The organism is Cardinium endosymbiont of Philonthus spinipes (assembly GCF_964030745.1).
Taxonomy (GTDB): domain Bacteria; phylum Bacteroidota; class Bacteroidia; order Cytophagales; family Amoebophilaceae; genus Cardinium.
In genome coordinates, this window is the sequence record NZ_OZ034918.1 from 375,062 (window position 1) to 395,924 (window position 20,863).

At 39.9% G+C, this 20,863-nt stretch carries 22 protein-coding genes; 15 read left to right on the forward strand and 7 right to left on the reverse strand.

Annotated elements, in window-relative coordinates; translation table 11 throughout:
* Positions 1–15 precede the first annotated feature (15 nt).
* Positions 16–489 (reverse strand): hypothetical protein, encoded by a 474-nt coding sequence (locus tag AAHM81_RS01610; RefSeq protein WP_342265617.1) that lies wholly within the window; start codon positions 487–489, stop codon positions 16–18.
* A gap of 215 nt (positions 490–704) precedes the next feature.
* Here AAHM81_RS01610 and AAHM81_RS01615 point away from each other — a divergent pair, with 215 nt between their 5' ends.
* From AAHM81_RS01615 to AAHM81_RS01680, 14 genes are all read left to right on the forward strand, one after another.
* Positions 705–1,388: an SPOR domain-containing protein gene (locus tag AAHM81_RS01615; protein ID WP_342265618.1), complete on the forward strand. Its 684-nt coding sequence runs from the start codon at positions 705–707 to the stop codon at positions 1,386–1,388.
* A gap of 49 nt (positions 1,389–1,437) precedes the next feature.
* Positions 1,438–2,049: a MotA/TolQ/ExbB proton channel family protein gene (locus AAHM81_RS01620; RefSeq protein ID WP_342265619.1), complete on the forward strand. Its 612-nt coding sequence runs from the start codon at positions 1,438–1,440 to the stop codon at positions 2,047–2,049.
* Between the two features lie 33 nt (positions 2,050–2,082).
* Positions 2,083–2,481 carry an ExbD/TolR family protein gene (locus AAHM81_RS01625; protein WP_342265620.1) on the forward strand — a complete coding sequence of 133 codons (399 nt, stop codon included), beginning with the start codon at positions 2,083–2,085 and terminating at the stop codon, positions 2,479–2,481.
* Positions 2,478–3,158 (forward strand): hypothetical protein, encoded by a 681-nt coding sequence (locus tag AAHM81_RS01630; protein WP_342265621.1) that lies wholly within the window; start codon positions 2,478–2,480, stop codon positions 3,156–3,158. The genes AAHM81_RS01625 and AAHM81_RS01630 overlap by 4 nt, the downstream gene beginning before the upstream one ends.
* A 95-nt stretch (positions 3,159–3,253) precedes the next feature.
* Positions 3,254–4,288, forward strand: a complete 1,035-nt coding sequence (locus AAHM81_RS01635; protein WP_342265622.1) for a formylglycine-generating enzyme family protein — start codon at positions 3,254–3,256, stop codon at positions 4,286–4,288.
* 47 nt (positions 4,289–4,335) lie between these two features.
* Positions 4,336–5,052, forward strand: a complete 717-nt coding sequence (gene gldL / locus AAHM81_RS01640; protein ID WP_342265623.1) for a gliding motility protein GldL — start codon at positions 4,336–4,338, stop codon at positions 5,050–5,052.
* 51 nt (positions 5,053–5,103) lie between these two features.
* On the forward strand, positions 5,104–6,684 hold the full coding sequence (gldM, locus tag AAHM81_RS01645) for a gliding motility protein GldM (RefSeq protein ID WP_342265624.1): 1,581 nt from the start codon (positions 5,104–5,106) through the stop codon (positions 6,682–6,684).
* Positions 6,685–6,698: 14 nt separating this feature from the next.
* Positions 6,699–7,481: a gliding motility protein GldN gene (gene gldN, locus AAHM81_RS01650; RefSeq protein WP_342265625.1), complete on the forward strand. Its 783-nt coding sequence runs from the start codon at positions 6,699–6,701 to the stop codon at positions 7,479–7,481.
* A 106-nt stretch (positions 7,482–7,587) separates the two neighbouring features.
* Positions 7,588–7,830 (forward strand): palindromic element RPE1 domain-containing protein, encoded by a 243-nt coding sequence (locus AAHM81_RS01655; protein ID WP_342265626.1) that lies wholly within the window; start codon positions 7,588–7,590, stop codon positions 7,828–7,830.
* 116 nt (positions 7,831–7,946) lie between these two features.
* Entirely contained in the window at positions 7,947–8,975 is a 1,029-nt protein-coding gene (locus AAHM81_RS01660) for an IS5 family transposase (RefSeq protein WP_342264943.1), read from the forward strand.
* Between the two features lie 159 nt (positions 8,976–9,134).
* Positions 9,135–9,524 carry a hypothetical protein gene (locus AAHM81_RS01665; protein ID WP_342265627.1) on the forward strand — a complete coding sequence of 130 codons (390 nt, stop codon included), beginning with the start codon at positions 9,135–9,137 and terminating at the stop codon, positions 9,522–9,524.
* A 187-nt stretch (positions 9,525–9,711) separates the two neighbouring features.
* Entirely contained in the window at positions 9,712–10,884 is a 1,173-nt protein-coding gene (locus AAHM81_RS01670) for a hypothetical protein (protein ID WP_342265628.1), read from the forward strand.
* A 345-nt stretch (positions 10,885–11,229) separates the two neighbouring features.
* Positions 11,230–11,502, forward strand: a complete 273-nt coding sequence (locus tag AAHM81_RS01675; protein ID WP_342264990.1) for a hypothetical protein — start codon at positions 11,230–11,232, stop codon at positions 11,500–11,502.
* Positions 11,503–11,762: 260 nt separating this feature from the next.
* Positions 11,763–12,821 (forward strand): hypothetical protein, encoded by a 1,059-nt coding sequence (locus tag AAHM81_RS01680; protein ID WP_342265629.1) that lies wholly within the window; start codon positions 11,763–11,765, stop codon positions 12,819–12,821.
* On the opposite strand, the gene AAHM81_RS01685 is transcribed toward AAHM81_RS01680, so the two are convergent.
* From AAHM81_RS01685 to AAHM81_RS01710, 6 genes are all read right to left on the reverse strand, one after another.
* Positions 12,796–13,563: a polyprenol monophosphomannose synthase gene (locus AAHM81_RS01685; RefSeq protein WP_342265630.1), complete on the reverse strand. Its 768-nt coding sequence runs from the start codon at positions 13,561–13,563 to the stop codon at positions 12,796–12,798. The genes AAHM81_RS01680 and AAHM81_RS01685 overlap by 26 nt on opposite strands.
* A 9-nt stretch (positions 13,564–13,572) precedes the next feature.
* A complete protein-coding gene (uvrC, locus tag AAHM81_RS01690; RefSeq protein WP_342265631.1) occupies positions 13,573–15,357 on the reverse strand; it encodes an excinuclease ABC subunit UvrC in 1,785 nt (594 codons plus the stop codon).
* A gap of 65 nt (positions 15,358–15,422) precedes the next feature.
* A complete protein-coding gene (locus AAHM81_RS01695; protein WP_342265632.1) occupies positions 15,423–15,827 on the reverse strand; it encodes a ribosome-binding factor A in 405 nt (134 codons plus the stop codon).
* A 25-nt stretch (positions 15,828–15,852) separates the two neighbouring features.
* Entirely contained in the window at positions 15,853–16,626 is a 774-nt protein-coding gene (gene tpiA / locus AAHM81_RS01700) for a triose-phosphate isomerase (protein WP_342265633.1), read from the reverse strand.
* Between the two features lie 11 nt (positions 16,627–16,637).
* Entirely contained in the window at positions 16,638–17,618 is a 981-nt protein-coding gene (locus AAHM81_RS01705) for a pyruvate dehydrogenase complex E1 component subunit beta (RefSeq protein WP_342265634.1), read from the reverse strand.
* A gap of 54 nt (positions 17,619–17,672) precedes the next feature.
* Positions 17,673–18,458 (reverse strand): DNA integrity scanning protein DisA nucleotide-binding domain protein, encoded by a 786-nt coding sequence (locus tag AAHM81_RS01710; protein ID WP_342265635.1) that lies wholly within the window; start codon positions 18,456–18,458, stop codon positions 17,673–17,675.
* Positions 18,459–18,944: 486 nt separating this feature from the next.
* Between AAHM81_RS01710 and AAHM81_RS01715 the strand changes: the two genes are divergently transcribed.
* Positions 18,945–20,150 carry a ubiquitin carboxyl-terminal hydrolase family protein gene (locus tag AAHM81_RS01715; protein ID WP_342265636.1) on the forward strand — a complete coding sequence of 402 codons (1,206 nt, stop codon included), beginning with the start codon at positions 18,945–18,947 and terminating at the stop codon, positions 20,148–20,150.
* Positions 20,151–20,863: the final 713 nt, after the last annotated feature.

Consider the following 20,863-nt stretch of genomic DNA (forward strand, 5'->3'; position numbering starts at 1 on the left):
CACAACAATATTTAATTAACTTATATCTTGTAACCAATAAGGTGGAACCCTTTTTGTATAGGTCAACAAATGCTTTTTGCCTAACGCATAAAAACGCCTGTAGCTTGCAACAGGATCCTCTATAATTTTGTATGCATCAGGCATGGTTAAAGGTCGCGTTGTACAACCCACCAAGGGAAGGGGTGGTGGTGACAGTGACGCTGCAACAAGAAACGATTGATGAGGTATTGCCCGATTAAATCGAAACTGATACTCTTCATTTAACGCAGCGGTTAAAAGCCTTAACCAACGCCAATTATCCAATGATTGACCTGCCCAAACAACACAAGGATGCCGTTTATGCGTAGGTCGATAAGGTGCAGAGATGCCCGATTGATGGAGCACCGTACAAAGTATTTGCGTCGATTCCAATATCATTTTTACAACGTGACGGTCACAATGATACTGAGCGCATTTTTTTACATCGCTATCTAAGTAAAAGATATTCATTAATAAATCGCTTTTCCAGAAAGTAGCATCACTTTAAGTGGACAGTGATTCCTTACAATTTACACCAAAAAGTCAAATAATGGCCATTATCATGACAGCTACTGCATCCATTTTCTAGAAAATTATTATATTGCTGTGGCTAGTACAGCTGTGACCTATTTAGTAATTTTTTTTAACTTAGTTCTAGTTAGATCTCTTGCAAAAACTTTTTGTGTATGGCTACCAACCCCATGGATAATAAATTTGGGTTACCCAAACCAGACTTTCAAGCATTGCCTAAAAAAAAAGCGATATGGCCCCTACTGGTTATTTTAGGCATGATTGTCCTGCTTATTGCAGCTAAAATGGGGTATAATCTCTATATGAACATGCACAAGCATCCTACATCAGCTGTTGAGTCGGCTACTAAAGCAGCAAATAACAGGCCCGATTCCGAACAAACCAACGCTTCGGAAAAATCAGCACCTGCTACCACAACAGCTAAAACAAGAGCCCGTAAAGATGGCAATAAAACAGCTGATTCGTCTCTTGATGAGGCCGAAATATTTGAACACAAACAAAACAAAAAAGTAACCAAAAGCATCAGTGCTACCCAAAAACAGCTAGCAGCTAAGCGGGCTAAGCCGTTGATCAAGCCAGGGACTTATCAAGCATTCAAGGAGCCACAAGGCATATACCACCTAGTGGTGGGTAGCTATCTAGACAAGTCGGCTGCCATGAAAGTAGTACAGGAGCTCATGAAAAAAAACTTAGGTGTCTGTCTGATTTTACCTAGAACCCAAAGGTCAGAAAAATACTATCGTGTTACCATAGGACATAGTAAAACGCAAGATGAAGCAGAAAAAAAACTAAAGCAGTTTGAGTCAAAATACAAAAATATTTTTATTTTAGAGTACTAATCTCCCTTATATAGATTGCGCCCTAGGCGCACTAACTATTTATAATTTTATGACCACACATACGACATTACTGGGTCTGCTGTTAAAAGGCGGTTGGCTGATGTTACCCCTTGCAGCGCTATCGCTTATAAGCATCTACATAATAGTAGAGCGTCTATTGACCTACCGAAAATATTTGAGCCTATCCAGTAGTTTCTTAGAAGAATTAGAAGTAGCATTAAATAGTGGAGACTTATCAACAGTGAAACAGATCTGTAGTGAACAAGATAATATTATAGAAAAAGTAATCAACAAAGGCATCGAGCAACGGCAAGTTGCAAATATTGCATTGATTTTAGAAAGTGAATCTGGTAGGATGGTAGCCTTTTTGGAAGAAAAGCTTGCTTTCCTAGCAACGATCTCTGGATCGGCACCTATGATTGGTTTCTTAGGTACTGTAACTGGTATGATTCAAACATTTATAGCGATTTCCCAAGAAAAAAACCAGCTTTCTTCTCAACTTTTTTCAAGTGGTATCTATGAAGCAATGGTTACAACCGTAGGAGGACTAATCGTTGGAATTATAGCTTATCTGGGTTATAATTACTGCACCGCGCAAGTCAGTAAGACTACAGCAAGGTTGAATTATCTGGTCAACCTTTTTTTAGCCAAGGTGAAGTAGGCATAATGCCCTACTAAAAAAATAAGTAAGAAAATGAAAATCAGTACAAAAAATAAGATAGATGCTTCTTTTAGCATGGCCTCTATGACTGATATTATATTTTTACTATTGATTTTTTTATTGATTACAGCCAATTATAGCCCCAAAGCACTTCCTGTTGACTTACCATTAAGCACCAATGAAAGAACGGAATCTGTACAAGTTCATGTAACGGTTACCGCACAGCTAGCCTATTATGTAGAAGGAAAGCGGGTTCCTTTTAACAGGCTACAAAATGTCTTGGAGGATGCATTATCCAAAACATCGAGTAAAGTTGTTTTATTGCATATGGATAAAGGGCTATCTATAGCCCATATGGTCAAGGTAGCAGATATAGCCAATAAATTAGGGGCTGCTGTTTCCCTAGCTACTGAATTTGAAAAGAAACGATGAAAAATAGCTGGTTATTTTCTCCAAATGGAAAAGGAATGGCCCTATCGATTGCTTTACATCTATTTGCTTTAGGGTTAACCTATTGCATCAAGCGCACTCCAGCACCAGCTGCTTCTAGTGCCCAATCCTATAGAATTGCCTTAGAGCCGGCCATTACACACACTATAGCAGAACATCACCTGCCTAACCATACCACTGGGCCATCCCTGCAAGCCGCTCATCTGGCCACTACACAGCCTGAGCAGCCAGCTAACCATCAACGGAAGCATCAATATACACGCCCAAAACAGCAGCATCAAAAACAACCAGGTGGTTTGAGACGCCCCCAAAAACTTAAACAACCCCGTAAAGTAGCTAAAATAGATGAGCGGGGGTTATACAACAAAGGAAAAAATCATGCCAAGCAAACAGATGCTACCCTTGAATTAAGGGGATGGGAATGGGATGCTGTACCCCGGCCAAATGATACCACAGAAGAGTGGGGCAAAATCGTTTTTGAAATTAAAGTAGATAAAGAAGGTGAAATCATTTCTATTCTAACTATTGAAAAAACAGTTACCCCCATGGTAGAAAAGATCTACGCAGATGCATTGCGTGCGCTTACCTTTAGCAAAACAGCTGACGCACCAGCTGGTATCGCCACAGGTAAGGTTACCTTTGTACTGATAGCAAAGTAACGCTATGGAAACTTTGTAAAAAACAAAAAAGTTAATAGCTTTGTTGAGTTTGTTACTTACACAAAAGCATTTTTTTATAAAATATACTCTTAGATATGCTTTTAGCTTCTTACAAATGCTTTTCATCTAAACTTGTTAAGCGCACCCTAACCACACTATACGTATTGATCTATATGACAATGGGTAGTTGTGGTACCATTCCCGATGATGAAGGGGAATTTATCGGCCACCATACTAAAGAAAGTTGGAAAAACGATATCCCGTTAAACATGAAATTGATTCCATCTGGTACATTTTTGATGCATGGAGGAGTTAACGAAGGTGGGATTGGCCAAACCCGTATCATACAGACGACAACCGTACCCTCATTCTACATGGATGAAGCACCCGTTACCAATGCTCAATACCGCGCATTCCTAGATATTGTCAGGGCCGATCTGGAATCGTATGGATTAAACGAATCCTATATCAATGAAAAGCTAATGCCTGACGTAACAGTTTGGCAAAAAGTTTTTCCAGCTATGTTTATAGATGACTCATATGGTCAAAGCTATTGGCAAGATCCCCGTTTTGATGACTACCCTGTAGTGGGCATCACTTGGGAAGCAGCAGAACAATATGCACGCGTTCGTTCTATTTATAGGAATAACTATTTAGTATCTAAAGGGCGAAAGCCCGGTCCTGACTTTAGATTGCCTACCGCTGCTGAATATGAATATGCTGCTAAAGGCGGTCAACCAGATGCGCAATATCCATGGGGAGGACCTTCTGTAAGAGATCCAAAGACAGGCAAGCTCTTGGCTAATTTTCAGGCTACAAAAGGGGACTATGCAGCGTCTGGTTATGCATATACCTCTCCCATAAAAGCTTTTCCACCCAACGCTTATGGACTTTATGATATGGCAGGCAATGTAGCAGAATGGTGTGCAGATGTATACAGCCCCTTACCAATACATAAAAATGAGGTGATCAGTCCTTTTTATAAAGATGAACAAGGCCTATTTAAGGTTATTAAAGGAGGCTCTTGGAAAGACTACGCCTATGCACTACAAACTGGAGTTTCTGATTGTGAACATAAAGATATACCACGTTGCTATATTGGCTTTAGATGCGTGATGTCTGCCATGTAACTTTTATTGATCATCCATTTATTGGCCATTTAAATTTGTAAAATACAATGAAACATAATTTGATAAGTAATTCTTTTACACATAAGTTTTATAATACTATTATGCCCTTGATTTACAACATTGGTGCAGCTATTGTAATTTTTGGGGCTATGTTTAAGCTATTAAACCTACCTGGAGGCAGTATTATGTTGGGCATTGGCCTTTCTGCAGAAGCTGTTATTTTCATTTTAAGTGCTTTTGAACCTAAAGAACAAGAAATAGATTGGTCACGTGTGTATCCTGAGCTAGCGCCTGATTATAACGGTAAAAACTTAACAAGCCGTTCTGTGCAAGCTACCCCTACGATTACGCAAAAGTTTGACCAATGCTTGGAAAAAGCTTCCATAGATACTGCTTTGTTAGAAAACTTAGCTGCTACTATGCGTCGTTTTTCAGACAATATAGCCAGTGTGCCTTCTTTTACCCAGGTTGGTGCAGTCACAGAAGACTATGTGCGCCATATAGGGCAAGCCACACAAATAATTGGAGATATGGCGCATACATTAACCTCTATGAATGGGCTTTACAAAAAAGCTTTAGCCCATATGGAAGATCAGACTACCCATACCCATACGCTGCATAGCCATTTAGAAACTACCGTAAAAGCAATGGAAGTAGCAGGTAATGAAGCAATACACTTTAAAAAAGAGCTTGCTTTACTCAATGAAAAAGTAACCGCTCTAAACGAAATATATGCCAAGACACTAACCGCTTTTAAAGGCTAAATGATTTGGTATCACTCACCAAAAAAGTTGCGTATAAATGTTTAAAATAGTATGGCCAAAGGAAAATTAAGTCCTAGACAAAAAATGATAGGGGTAATGTATCTGGTGCTCACTGCTATGTTAGCCCTTCAGGTCAGCTCTAGTGTATTAGATAAATTCATGGTACTCAGTGGCAGTATTGATAAAAGCAGAAGTCTACAATTTAACCATAATGAACGTGCCATTCAAGCATTACAAAGTGCGGTTAAAGATATGGGCAACCGGCCAACAGATATAAAAATATTGAAAAAAGTGTTGGCCATGCATCAGGATACAGTAGGGCTGGTACATTATATAGATCGATTAAAAAAACAGTTGATTGATGCAGAGGGGGGCATTGACCGCCTCACCAAATTACCCAAAGGGCTCAAAAGCAATGCAGCAGTAGCCCGTTTTATGATCAACAAAGGGGAGGGGAATATATTGAAAACCAAATTAAATGGATATATAACACAGCTTTCTAGGCTCACCAATAAACCTTATACACCCATTGCTTTTGATGCAAAAGAGCATGACTTTTTTAGTCGTGATCCCAATCAAGCTAAAAAAGATTTTGTTACATTAAATTTTGACCACACGCCACTTGGCGCTGCATTGGCTACATTGAGCCAGTTTGCCTCTGAGGTAGTCACTACAGAAGCAGATGCTATCCATACCTTGGGTAACATCATTGGTGCCTCTGATGTTAAATTTGACACACTGAAGTTATTGGCCAACACCAAGTCCTATATTGTCGCTGCCGGAAGCAAATATGAAGCAGATTTAATTTTAGCCGCTTCTTCTTCGGCAGTTGCTCCAGAAATGTTTATTGATGGCCAACCGATTGTGGTAGAAGATGGCGTAGGAAAAATAACCTTTACAACTTCCCCTGGAAGCTATGACACCCATGGATTTGCCAAAAAAAACTTTAAAGCTGCTGTAAAATTGAAGCTACCTGGGGGCAAAGAATCGATTATTACAGAAGATATCCCCTATCTGGTTGCAAAGCCTGTGATTCAAGTAAAGGCTGCTACGGTACAGTCACTTTATCGAAATTGTGGAAACGAGTTAGACATTCAAGTTCCTTCTCTTGGTGCCAGCTACAACCCGCGGTTTAAAGTGGAGGGTGGGACCACCATACCAGGATCTAAAAAAGGAGTAGTTACCGTGATTCCTAAAGATAAAGAGGTTAAGTTAAAGGTATATAATGGAGACAACTTAATAGGCACAGAAGCTTTTATGGTACAAGACATTCCCATTCCCCAAATTGCCATCACTACTAAAAACAAGCCTATTGACATGAAATTAGGCATACCTGCACCTGGTCCCAGGGTACTGGAAGCCAAAGTAATTCCTAATAAGTATTTCCAAGATTTTCTACCCAAAGATGCTAGGTACCAAGTGGTAGAATGGGTGATTACCTTGGCACGGGGTAGCCGTCCCATTCATGCGTTAACGGCAAAGCAGAGCGTTGCAGATTTGCACAATATCGCTGCTCAAGCCAAATCAGGCGATCGATTGGTGATTGAAATCAAAAAAATAGCAAGAAAAAACTTTAAAGATGAAGTTGAAACCATTAATGATGGTTCATGTTTCAATATCTTACTGAATTAATTATACCATTCACTATGTCATTACAAAAATATTTATTGTTGCTATATATTGGCTTAACTGCTACCCCTCCATGCTATGGACGCACAGATCATTTATCACAAAGTTATAGTCCACATGCCACGCGCCCCCTGGCTAGGGCCTATATTTTATATGCCAGAAAAGTATGGAGAGAAATCTATTTAAATGAAAAACAAAATAGCCCTTGTTTCATGCGCGGAAAAGAAATTTCCAAAATAATTATAGATGGCGTAAAAAATGGAGTACTGGTACCCTATACAGATGACACCCTAGAAGCAGTTATGCCTCAAGCACAATTCTTGAAAAGTTTACAACTTTCAGGAGAAGAGGGGCAAACCACTCCACATGAATTCTTTCCAAGAGAAATTGCCACGTTAAGGTTGGTAGAACATATCATCTTTAATAAGATTACGGCTAGGCAAGAGTATGATATTGAAGCGATTCAATTAATTGTACCAGGTAGAAACAATCCACCTACCCACTTAGATCACACCATAGCTACTTTCAAATATAAAGATGTAATAGATTATTTTAACAAACTGCCTTTTGAATCAATTTGTTGGTACAACGCCGCTAACCCTGCAGAAAATTTAACCTGGATAGACGCATTTACCCTTAGACTCTTTGGCAGTAGAATTGTCAAAGTTGGCAATACAGAGGATGCCACTATAGATGAGCTATATGAAGAAAAACCTGGAGACGGTAAGGGACTGATTGCTTCACAAAAATTAGCGGAAGAACTTGATGTGGATATGGAAGGTTTTTTATCTGAGTATTAAGGTGATTTGGCATTGCAAGCGATCTTTTTTACTTTTAAGCGGATATATTATTTGTATCTGTGCGTTTTCGCCCTATATTAGACCTCTTGCGAGACCTATTTGTAGTGTGCAATTTTTAGGAGAAGCGGAGGCGACCACTGCAGCATACTCAGGTGTATTTGAGGAGCATAGACCAGCTTCGACACCAAAATTGCCATTAGAAATAGTGTTTCGAAAGAGGTCTACCCAAGCGGCTACTCCTATAAAGTCTTACAACAAACCACTTGCGATAGCAGCCATAGCGCTCAACCTGCCTTATCCCGTACACGTATTGTGCAACAAAAATGAAAGTGTGAGGCCGTTGCAATAGACCTTTACGATTTGCCATAAAAAGTATCTTTTTATTTTTTAGAAGAAGGTAAAAAAAGGTTAAATTCTATTGATTTTTTTAGGTATTGATGCTTAAAACTTTTAATAATATTGTGTATGTCGCTCAAGCAAACTAAGCAATTAAGTTTTTCAGATATTTCCGCCAATAAGCGTAAGTGCAAACACACTTTCTTTGATCAAATCAACAAGCTAGTTAATTGGTCAGTAGTAGAAAAAGCACTCCGATTACATTATCCTAAAGGTTTACGTTTATCAGGCAAACCGGCCTATAGTCCTCTGCTTCTATTCAAAATGCTATTGCTACAGACGTGGTATGGCTTGAGCGACTATGCAGTCGAAGAAGAAGTGAATGATCGTATCACTTTTAGCAGATTTTGTGGTATTTCGATGGATAGTTCTGTTCCAGATCATAGTGTACTAAGTAGATTTAGAACTACCCTTACAGAGAAGAATGCTTTAGAAAAGTTATTGCATATCATTAATAATCAGCTATCTGATCATGGTGTATTGGTTCAAAACGGTTCAGCAGCTGTAGATGCTTCTATTACCCCTACCCCTAGACGCCCTAAAGGTAAAAAAAGCTACGATCTGCATGAAGATGGAACCATAACCACAGCTGAAAGTTATCAAAAAGGAGTAGATCCAGAAGCAAGTTGGATAAAAAAAGGCCATCATCTCTACTATGGCTATAAGCGGCATGTTCTTGTGGAAAGCAAAGAGGGGTTGGTGCTAGCCGTAGGTACCACAAAAGCATCTAGTCATGATAGTGGGCATTTACAGGTATTATTGGATAAAGTAAGGCTAAAATCAGGCAGCAGACTCTATGCAGATAAAGGCTATAGCGGGTCGCCCAACGAAAATTTACTAAAGAAAAAGAAGTTAAAATCAGCTATTCAGAAAAAAGGGGCTAGAAACAATCCTTTATCACCCACTGCTAAACGGTTTAATAAATTAGTATCTAAAACGCGCTATAAAGTAGAACGGGTATTTGGAAGTATTAAAAGTTGGTTCCGTAGCTCAGGAGCCAGATATATAGGCCTTGCTAAAACCCATACGCAACATGTTATGGAGGCAATAGCCTATAACTTATATAGGTCCCCAAACATCATATTAAGAGGTATCTAGGGGAATGGTGTGTCCAAAATAGATTGAAAATGACTAAAAAATCAGTAAATAAATAGTTTTATACCACTATAACATCAAATATGGCAAGGAAATAACCCTGGAAGATTAATCAAAATTATACCTTCAACCTATCACAACGGCCTCAGTGTATATAATAGATTGCTTTATAAGGGGGATTACCGAGCAGCCCTATGGAATCATACATTGAATCTGATCAATTTTTTTGCCCTAAGTAGCGAGCTGCCTGCTCAACATCTCTTTTTAGCAACGGCTATATTGGTCGGTTTACAAACTTCTACCTATGCTGTTTGCCAATCTTACGGTGTCTCTTTGGTATGGTCTGGCCTAACAGGGATGCTCTGTCATAGGTTATGCATACAAAAACAAATTAAATGGCATTTGGTTGTAGCTATGCTGCTGAGTAGCGCTGCACTAGGCTATTACGCCTATAAGGAACCAGCAATCACTACCATTGCCCATTTAGGAGGCGTTGCAGGCGGTTTTGGCTTGTCCTTTCTACTTCCTTATAAAAAATCTCTCCTACCATAAAGTAACGCAGATAATAGCAGACAACTGCAGACTCCATTCATCACTATTCAGCCATTTACTATCGGGACAGACTTTTTATCGAAGGAGATAAGAGGCTCAGCCACAGGCGTGTGTTGACGCCATTGGTTGAAGGCTTACGATGAAAGAACTCTATTGCATTTTTAAATTATAATTCATATTATCCAATATGGAACTTGAAGTCAAGTATAATGCCTTGCATAGGATAAGAATTATGGGTAAAGTGTTTTTATGCCATTTGCTTATGTTGGTTGGATGTAGTCATCTGGTGCAGAGTAATATAGGGTCTCGTAATAGCCCAGCAGTAGCCACTGGTTCTAATCTTTTAGGTCTTTCTACTGATTTTACTGATGTTTCTTGTTCGCTCAATGCGCTTAATAGCCCTTATTCTGTACCTAGTTTAGGCATGCATTCCACTGATACTCCTGAGCAACTTGTTCGTACTGCTCAGGATGCAGCTGGTAAGGCTATGCGTAATATGTACAGCCTTGTTAAAACCCTTGATGATATGGTTCATCTTAATGTCAATAGTTTAGTTGCTGCTAGTAATATTTATCATCATGTTGCTTTGCGTATGGCTGGTCGCGCTGCTAATTATGTTGATACTGCTCGCAATGCTACTGCTCAGCTTGCTTCTCGCCATGGCACTAGTTCCAGTGTTCGTATTCATGCTGCAAAGGCTATCCTTGCGGCTCGTATTACTGTTGTGACTGCTTGCCTTATCATTGCTTTTGCTATTGAGCGTCGTGCGCTATTGTATGCTACGCGTAATGCGGATCGTTTTAATCGTAATGCTGTTGATATAACTGCTGACCCCACTTATTTATCCGATGGTAGGGCTGAGCATGTGCTTGCCGATGCTCGTGCTGATGCTGCTGCTGCTAAAGCTGCTGCTGAAGATGCGACTAAGGTTGCTGAGGCTACTCGTACCGCTTCTGACCTTGCTATTCAGGCTGGTGCTACGCTTACCCCTGCCATTGCTCATGCTGCTAAGGCTGCTGCTGACCGCGCTAAGGCTGCTGCTGCTAAGGCTAACTATATTGCTTATGTTATTGCTTTACATCATGGTTCTCAAGCTGATTATAATATTAAAATTGCCTGTGCTGACTATGCTGCTATTGCTATTGCTTATGCTAACACTACTTCCAACAATACCAATGCGACTGCTACTAATGCGCTTGCGTATACTAAGATTCGCGCTGATCACCATAAGGATATAGCTGATTATCAGCTTTTTGAAACTGTTCGCACTGCTCATCTTGCTAGGAGTATCTATTCACCACTATCGTTAAAATTTACTTCTCCGAAGTATCCATTCACCACCATGGCTACGTTTTTATGAAAAAGCAGCTGAATCGATATGTTCGCCTTTTACTAGAGCGTTATTTTTTAGCAAAGGAGATAAGGGGGGGCAGCTAGAACAGTGAATAGATACAAACATGCTGTTGCATTGTTAAATCATAATTCATATTATTCAATGTGGCACTTAAAGCCAAGTAAAATGCCTTGCATAGGATAGGAATTATGGGTTAAGCGCTACCTAAAAAGATTGCTAATCTAGTGCTGCTAATAATGTATCTATTCACGTCACTGGTTAATAATGAATTGTATTCCACTTTTTTCTTGATAAAAAAGTGGACAAAAAATCAAGCCCTCGGTAAAAAGTTGGGGACCTCATCCCTTACAGATGGAAAAACAGAAGTCGCCCGCTGCGCGGGCTTCAAAGGAATCTGTTTTTCCTAATCATCTGCAAGGGATGAGGCCTATTTCCCCACTTTTTACAGGGGCATTTTTCTACTATGGACATAGCGTTAAACGCATACGCTACGTTTGGCTGAAAAAGCAAGTGGCTAGTCCATTACCAGCCCCCGCGTCTCCTTCGATAAAAAAATGGCGCTCTAGTAAAACACTAACACCTGAGCGATATCTTTTTCAGCGGATTAGAAAATCGTCTGTTTGAAGCCCGCTTGCGGGCTGAGTTCACGATTTTCCCGCTGAAAAATGTATCGATTCAGCTATTTACTATCGGGCCAGACTTTTTATCGAAGGAGATAAGGCGGCCAGCAAGAGGCGTGAATGGATACCTAATAATTAGTTCCTAATGAATGCTTATGTGCATGCTAATAATATTATTAAACAGATACAGTTATGCGAAGTCAGCAATTCCTTTTATGCCATTTGCTCATGTTGGCTGGATGTAGCCATCTAGCGCAAAATAACATGTTTTCACGACCTAATAGCCCAGCAGTGGCTGATAATCAAGATCATGATCTTGATGCTTTGATTTCGCTTGTTGAGGATCTTGCTAATGCACTTCCTACGTCTTATAAGCCTCTTTCTGACTTTGATTTTACTAGTAGTAGCCATCATTCTAGCACAAATAAGGTTACACATATAGTTGAGGATCTGGATGGTACAGCTATTTTAAGTAATGAACTGCTCAGGGCTATGCTTCCTTGTGTTGCTGGTTTGGATACTAACAGTAATAGTCATTTAAGTGATGGTGATGGTATACTTAAGCGGATTGGTGTTACGCTGACTCCTGAGTTTCGTGCTTCCTATTCCAGCATTTTTGCTAGATCTGATCGCCCTTATACACCTGAGGCACTTCTTGAGTGTGTTACTACCTATTCCAATTATGCGGTTCATATCGCTTACCTTGTTGCTAGTTCAGCTTGCAACTCTGCTAAGACTTTTAACAATGCTACTATACCACGTGTGCATAATGCTGCTGCCAAGGCTACTCGTTCTGTTGCGATGCTTGCTTTTACTGCTCATCTTACTCATGCTTTAGCTGCTGAACACTGTGCTATGCTACATGCTACGCTTGCTACTACTAATCCTACTAACGCTGCTGATGAGACTTCTAAGGCAGAATTAGAAGCTGATAAGGCTACTCGTGCTGCTCAGAGAGCGGTTAAAGCTGCTCAGTTTGCTACTGACTATAATATTGCGATTGGTGGTACTTCTGCTGTTGGTTTTACTGATGCTATTATTTTGGCTATTGACGCTGCTGCTGCACGTGCTAGGGCTTCTGCCACTCATGCCCATGCTGCTCAACGCACTGCCATTCATGCCGATGCTAATCAACTCGCTGCCACTGCTCAACTTGCTGCCGTTAATGCTAACACTGCTGCTACTAATGCACTTCGTAATGCTATTGCGCGCGCTTACACTAATCGTGATACGGCTACACTTGATTTTGAGCTTGCTAAAACTACCCTTGATGTTCATCTTTCTAGGATCGCCTCCTTCAACTCTTCCACCTCATCTGCATAAGCCACAAAAAGCTTTCCGCTGCCATGCGTAAGCCCATTTTAGACTTGCCCCGTGCCCTATTTACAAAGGTAATTGGTAATTCCACCAGCTTGGCACCATACTGATGTGCTAAGAATTTTATTTCTACCTGAAAACTGTAGCCTACAGCAGCTATAGACCTCTTTTGAGATGCAATTGCTAATGGCAATTTTGGTGTCGAAAGAGGTCTATGTAATATATCTTCTAGTATGGCCCGCCGATAACAAACAAAACCAGCCGTAACATCTTTAATAGGCATAGCTGTAATAAACCGTGCAAGCCAATTGGCTAGGGAGGATAATAAGATTCTAGAAAGGGGCCAATTGACCACACGCCCACCTGGAATGTAACGGGAGCCAATGACTATATCAACTGTAGGTGTAGCGCACATGGCCAAAAGTCGAGGCAAATCAGTAGGTGCATGGGAAAAATCAGCATCCATGCTGCAAATATAATCGTAACCATAAGCCAATGCCCAACCAAAACCTGCTAAATAGGCTCGACCCAACCCCTCTTTTTGAGGCCTGCTTAAAAGATGTAGTTGCTGGGGATAAGATTGCTGTAGCCTAATGACTACATCAGCTGTACCATCAGGAGAGTGATCATCTACTACTAAAACAGCTACGCCTATTTTTAATGCAAAAATAGCGGTCAATAAAGGCTCAATATTGTCCCGCTCATTATAAGTAGGTATCACCACAATTGCACGAGAAAAGGCTGACATTGATTTGATCTATTTAATTTGAGTCAAAAAATAATCATGCAATAGCTTGGCTTTGGATGGCCCAATTACTGTAGTTAATGTTGCTAAAGAACTAGACTGGATCGTCTTATAACTACCAAGCTGCTGTAATAATTTATCTAACGTTTTAGCGCCAATACCGGGAATAGCCAGCGATTGGAATGTACTTTTGCTACGTTGGTTTCTATGAAAGGTAATGGCAAAACGATGGGCTTCGTTGCGCAACTGTTGGAGTAGCCTAAGGGAGGAAGATTGTTTATTCAAATACAAAGGAAAAGGATCATGGGGAAAATAAAGTTCTTCTAATCGTTTGGCAATACTGATAATGGCTACTTTTCCATAGATACCCAATTCCTGTAATGCCTGTATGGCAGCATTGAGTTGTCCTTTCCCACCATCTATTACAATTAAATCAGGTAGTGTTGCTTGTTGGCTATACCGCCGCTTGATGACTTCATGCATAGAGGCGCAGTCATTAGAGCCTACTACGGTTTTAATATGATAGTGGCGGTAGTCTTTTTTAGAAGGTTTGCCATCTTTAAAGCAAACCATAGCTGCTACAGGATGGTCTCCTTGAATATTGGAGTTATCAAAACATTCTATCCAATCAGGTGGGGCTTTTAACTTCAAATCATGCTGTAAGGTTACAAGGGTTAAGTTAGGTTTTGCTTGAAAATTAGATTTTTGATGTAAAAAATCTTTTTTGCATAATAAAGCATTTTGTAGCGCCAATGCTACCAATTTCCGCTTATCACCAATCTTAGGCATGGTTATGGAAAATGGACCTATTGCTAGGTTCAATGGCAAGTTAACCAGAACCTCTGGCGCACTACTACCACTGCAAAAACGGAGTGCACAAACTACCAAAGGGACTAAATCAGCTGCTTCTTCTTCCAATTTCTTGGTTACCACACGGTGTTGGGTAAAAGAAACAGCCCCCTGCTTAATATGCAAATAGCCTACAAAGAGATGGTTTTGATCTGAAATAATAGCTACTACATCTAGGTCGCCAACGAGTGGATTGATCACTAAAGACTTGGCTTGGTATTGATCCAATAGGATGAGTTTTTCCTTAAAGCGTTGCGCTTGTTTATAATCCAGTTGTTTAGAAGCTGCTAACATTTGCTCTTTGAATGCCTTTTTTACAGAAGCAAAATTATTTTTAAGCAAGTCCTCTATCTGTTCTATCTCTCGTTGATAGTCTATTGCATCTTGAAAAGCCTGGCAAGGCCCTTTACAATGGCCCAAATGGTAGTCCAAACAAACTTTAAACTTCTTTTTGGTAATATTTTCTACGGAAAGGTTATAGTTGCAGGTACGGAAGGTGAATAACTTTTTAACCACCTCTAAGGTTTGTTTAATAGCGTAAGAGCTGGTAAAGGGGCCATAATATTTCCCCAAGGGGGGGACAGTTTTACGGGTGATGATCACTTTAGGAAATCGATCATTTGTAATACATAAATAGGGATAGGTTTTGCCATCTTTTAGTAAGATATTATACCGTGGCTGCAATGCTTTGATCAGGTTGTTTTCTAAAAGAAGGGCTTCATATTCGGAATGTACAGCGGTATAGGCAATAGAAACAACGTGTGTAACCATACGCGCTGTTTTTAGATTATGTACTTTACCAGCAGTAAAATAATCACTTACCCTTTTTTTTATATTTTTCGCCTTACCTACATAAATAACCTCTTCTTTATGGTTATAGAACAGATAAATACCTGGTAAGGTAGGCAGATGTTGTATATCACTAGGAGTATAGCGTGGCGTTTCCATACCCTAAAGCTACAAAATCCATAGCTATTTGCATTGGTTAAGCCAAAGATGGGGGGATGATATACCTATCGCTCCATCAAATCCAACTGGTCAATCAAAGCGGTAACACGTTCGCCTTGGACAACCGAACGGTCAATCAGAAATTTTAAATTGGGTACTTTATGCATTTTACCTGCCACCCTTTTGCCCAATAGCCTTCTAATGGTATTTTTATGGCCATTAATCTTTTGCAATAATGCTTCCTGATCGTTATGCCCCCCCTTTTGAAACCCGATTGCTAATGGCAATTTTGGTGTCGAAAGAGGGCTATTTAGCGCAAAACTCAGGTAAATTTTTGCCAGACTCAAATCACTACTTAACACAACTGTTGTAACCGAGGCAAACGCATTGTCCAATAACCTAGGGCTTTCTGCCAGAAACAACATGCCTAACTCTTTTTGAATCATTTTAGCGATTTGCTGTGTTCTCACATTATTAGTAGCTTGTGTCATCTTTTTATGCAAGTAATGCCATAATCATTTTCACAAATTGATCTGCCTCCAACGAAGCTCCTCCGATAAGCCCACCCGCTACATCAGCACAACCAAATATAGCTGCTGCATTTTGGGGATTACAGCTTCCACCATATAAAATGGGGACATTACCGACTCCATAGTGATTCGATAAAATTCCCCTTATAAAGGTATGCATTTCTGTAATCTCTTCCATCGTAGCTACTTGTCCGGTACCAATCGCCCAAACAGGCTCGTAAGCAATGACTAAGGTTTCTATTTCCTTTGGAGTAAGGTCCACTAAACTTTCTTGTAATTGTTGCTGAACCATCGCTTTATGGTTACCGCTTCTGCGTGCTGCTAAACTTTCTCCACAGCAAAAAAAAGGTTGCATACCCGCCTCTAATACCCTTTTGATTTTTTTAGCTAAAAGGGGGTGATCCTCTTTTTGGTAATTCCTCCGTTCACTATGCCCGATCAACACCCCACTTACACCTATAGAGGCCAACATCGCAGCAGATACCTCTCCAGTAAAAGCGCCTTCTGCCTCATGGTGACAGTTTTGGGCAAGCAGTTGAATCGACTTCTGGTCGCCTAGTAAGGCTGCTATAGCTGGCAAATGCAGAAAAGAAGGAGCAATATATAAGGCCAATGCTGTATCACAAATAGCTAGAGGCCTAATCGCTTCCAACTGAGGCAACAATTGTTGCATAAAGACAACGGCTTCTTGGACCGTTTTGTACATTTTCCAATTGCCTATAAGGTATTTTTTTTTCATCACTGCTTTTATTATGTTAGATACAAAACTGCTTTAAGCGCAGCCACTGTTTTGGCTACATTAGGCAAAATAGCCTCTATTAAAGTAGGTGCATAGGGAAGCGGTACATCCAAGCTATTAACTTTTTGAATAGGGGCATCTAAATAGTCAAAAGCATGCTTTTGGACCTGATAGGCTATTTCAGAAGCAATGGAAGCCAGCGGCCAAGCTTCTTCTACAATCACCAAACGGTTGGTTTTTTTTACCGACTGAATGATGGTAGAGAGATCCAACGGGCGAACGGTACGCAAATCAATTAATTCTACTGCAATACCTTGCGTTTGCATCGCTTGTGCTGCTTCATGTGCCACTTTCATCATTTTGCCAAAAGAAACTAGGGTTACATCTTTGCCCTCTTGTATGAGATTGGCTTTACCTATTGGCACTAGATAGGTTTCTGCAGGGACGGCTCCTAAGTCGCCATACATTAATTCGGATTCCATAAAGATTACAGGATCATCATCTCTAATGGCACTTTTAAGCAGCCCCTTGGCATCATAGGGAGTCGAAGGAACGACTACTTTAAGTCCTGGGCAGTTGGCATACCAATTTTCAAAGTTTTGAGAATGTTGCGCACCCAACATACCTGCATTGCCCGTTGGACCTCTGAATACAATAGGTACATGGTATTGTCCACCCGACATGGCATACATTTTCGCAGCTCCATTTACAATCTGATCTATGGCTACTAAAGAAAAATTAAAGGTCATAAACTCTATAATAGGACGTAAACCATTCATAGCAGCCCCCACCCCTAGGCCAGCAAAACCCGCCTCACTAATAGGTGTATCTATTACCCTGTTAGCCCCAAAACGTTCCAACATACCTTGGCTTACCTTATAAGCACCATTGTATGCAGCTACCTCCTCACCCATCAAAAAGATCATTTCATCTCTTTGCATTTCCTCTACCATTGCCTCTCGCAATGCTTCTCTAAATTGTATGGTCCGCATTTCTTACCATTTTATAAAATCAAATACCCTCTATCAAAGCAAGGGGGGTAATCATTACTTAAGATAGTCCTTTAAAGCACTTCTAATTTCTTGAGCAGATAGGTTGTTTTCCATGGCACCCTTTCTAGCTATGGATATCTGGCCAGACTCTTCTGAAACAATCAGAACCAACGCATCTGTTATCTCGGTAAGCCCAACAGCTGCTTTATGACGCAATCCAAACCGAGCCGCCATATTGGGATGCTCCGTCACAGGCAAGATACACCTTGCTGCCACAATCCTATTGCTATGAATAATCACAGCACCATCATGCAATGGGCTATATTTATTAAATATAGCAATCAATAACCGAGCAGAAACTACTGCATTAATCAAATCACCAGATTCTTCGTAGTAGCGCAGGTCTGCATCCTTTGTAAAAACGATCAGTGCACCTGTATTGCTTCCCCCTAGTGTTTGAACAGCCTTTACCACTGGTGTTACATCCACTTCACTTTTTTTATGCGCCAACCAAGGAATCATTTGCACAATTGTCGCCTTACTGCCCATAAGGGCTGTACCCATGCTAAACAAGAAATGACGGATCTCCCTTTGAAAAAGAATAATGGGAACGATAGGGCTAGTAAATAGGCTCAAAATAGATGTCAGCACCGTCAGATGTAAAGCCCGAACAATCCAGTAAAAAAAACAGACAACCAAAAAACCCAAAATGCTCTTTACAGCTATGCTCCCCTTGAGTAACTTATATGCCCAATAGACCAAGCAACCAAATAGCGCCATATCAACGACAAGCCTAAAACGAATGTCCCAGCTCTCAAGATATAATAGGTTCAATGGCATGAATTAAATAATTTTTAGATTGACAATCAAAACAGTTTACATAAATCAGGTGTATAAAAATCTATCAGTCAATATGCCCAGCAAGCTGCTTTTAGACTAAGCTTGTGTTAAAAAAAACGATTTTGTTGCCAACAAAGCAAGTGTAAAAATAACTAAAAAGTTACGAATTGTAAACAATGAAGCTATATAGAAGGCCTTATTATTTTTAATATTGATAATCAAATTTTATAATCAAAAAAAAGATTTTCTAAAAAACCTTGATGCCTACTGCGCCACAAAAAATAGAGGCCAAGAAAGGGGTAAGCATGTTAAATATTTTTATTATAGGTAAATTTTTAGTAAAATTGCCAAGTAGCTGCTGGAATTTCAAGGAATAGGAGGAGCTTAAAGAGGAATATATTTAACAACATTATTATGCTTAATATGCTTAAAAAGCTCATATTCTACGAAAAGCTATGGTTCATATTAATAGCTTCAGTCCATATAATGGGAGGAAATTGTAGATCTACTCGTTCTCTTCCTCTTACCCTTCCTCCTGCTACCCGAATAGAGAATACTCATAAATCAAGCCAAAAAGCTCCCATTCAGCCAAACCAGCTAGAGGGCGATACAGGCAGTCTACATTCAGACATTAGTGACTCCTCAGGGATCTCTACTGGCAGTTCCGCTTCAGGTTATTCTAATAGGAGTAGTTCATCAGGAACCTCTAGTGGGTATTATTCCTCAGGAGGGTCAACTTCTCCTCCCCCGCCCCCCTCTCCTCCTCCTACCCCAACCGATTTTGCAGGACTACCGAATATGGGCAACACATGTTATATGAATGCAGTATTGCAAATTATTGCAGCTTTGTATCCAGATGAAGTGCAAGAACAAAATATTAATTATTTAGAAAATTCCAACAATGCAATTAATAATGGTCATTATCCATTAAATCCTGATAAAGTACAGGGCTTTATATCTTCTTTCCCAGAAAAAGCGAAAAACATCGCCACATCAGGTCAACAATACGATCCTGATGAGTTTATCATGGCGCTTGGTGGAGCAGAACTTTTACATCATATTTGTTATACTGAAAGCTTCCTTTGTAAAAGAAAAAGAGGCGATGAACAAGTTCTTTATAAAAAAGAGAGCCCTAAGCAACCCGAATACGGATTGCAAGTAAGTCTTAACAGGGAATCTATCACGAAACTTAGCCTGAGTGACATGATTGCATCCGGTAGAGAAGAACTAGTGGATGATGAAGGTATATCAATCGATTCATGGGATAGTTACAAGCCCTACACGGGCACTAAATCTTCTTTTCTAAAAGAAAAAGAAAGTCAGCTAACCCCTCAAGAAGGAAATCGTTTAAAACAGTATATCAAACAACAAGTGATCAATAAACTTCCTGATAAATTATACATACAATTAAAGCGATATACAAACCATAACACAAAAATAGAAGATCTTGTCCATGGAACAATGGAAATTACCATTAAACCAGATCCTAATAAGGAGGATACTGTGCGGTTTGCTTTAGAGGGATTTATTCTACATAAGGGTACCACGACGGGTGGCCACTATATTGCCTATGTAAAGCGGAACGGAAAGTGGTATGAAGCGAATGATTCATCCATAAAAACTACTGAGCAGACAGACGTTATAGACGCATCTAAAGAAGCTTACCTATTGTTTTATAGAAAAAAGCAGTAGGATATAAATCTTTATTAGCAGCATTCTGGCCGCCGATAAACGAATCCGGTGCTTCAGTAAATTATAGTCTTTATAATATCTATTTATCAACGTGTCCATTCATCACTATGGTTACATTTTTCTGAAAAAGCAAATAACTAACCGAGTACCAGCCCCTTATCTCCTTCGATAAAAAAATGGCGCTCTAGTAAAACACTAACACCTGAGCGATATGTTTTTTAGCGGATTAGAAAATCATCTGTTTGAAGCCCCGCGTAGCGGGCTGAGTTTACGATTTTCCCGCTGAAAAACTTATCGATTCATCTATTTACTATCGGGACAGACTTTTTATCGAAGGAGATAAGGGGACCCAACCACAGGCGTGAATAGATACACGTTTTTCTGAAAAAGCAAATAGCTAACCAAGTACCAGCCCCGCGCCTCCTTCGATAAAAAATGGCGCTCTAGTAAAACACTAACACCTGAGCGATATGTTTTTTAGCGGATTAGAAAATCGTCTGTTTGAAGCCCCGCATAGCGGGCTGAGTTTACGATTTTCCCGCTAAAAAACATATCGATTCAGCTATTTACTATCGGGCCAGATTTTTTATCGAAGGAGATAAGGGGACCCAACCACAGACGTGAATAGATACGGTTGATATGTTTTGGATACATTATATATGTATTTAAAGAATAGTAGATAAAAATGTATGGCCATATCATATTACTATGAC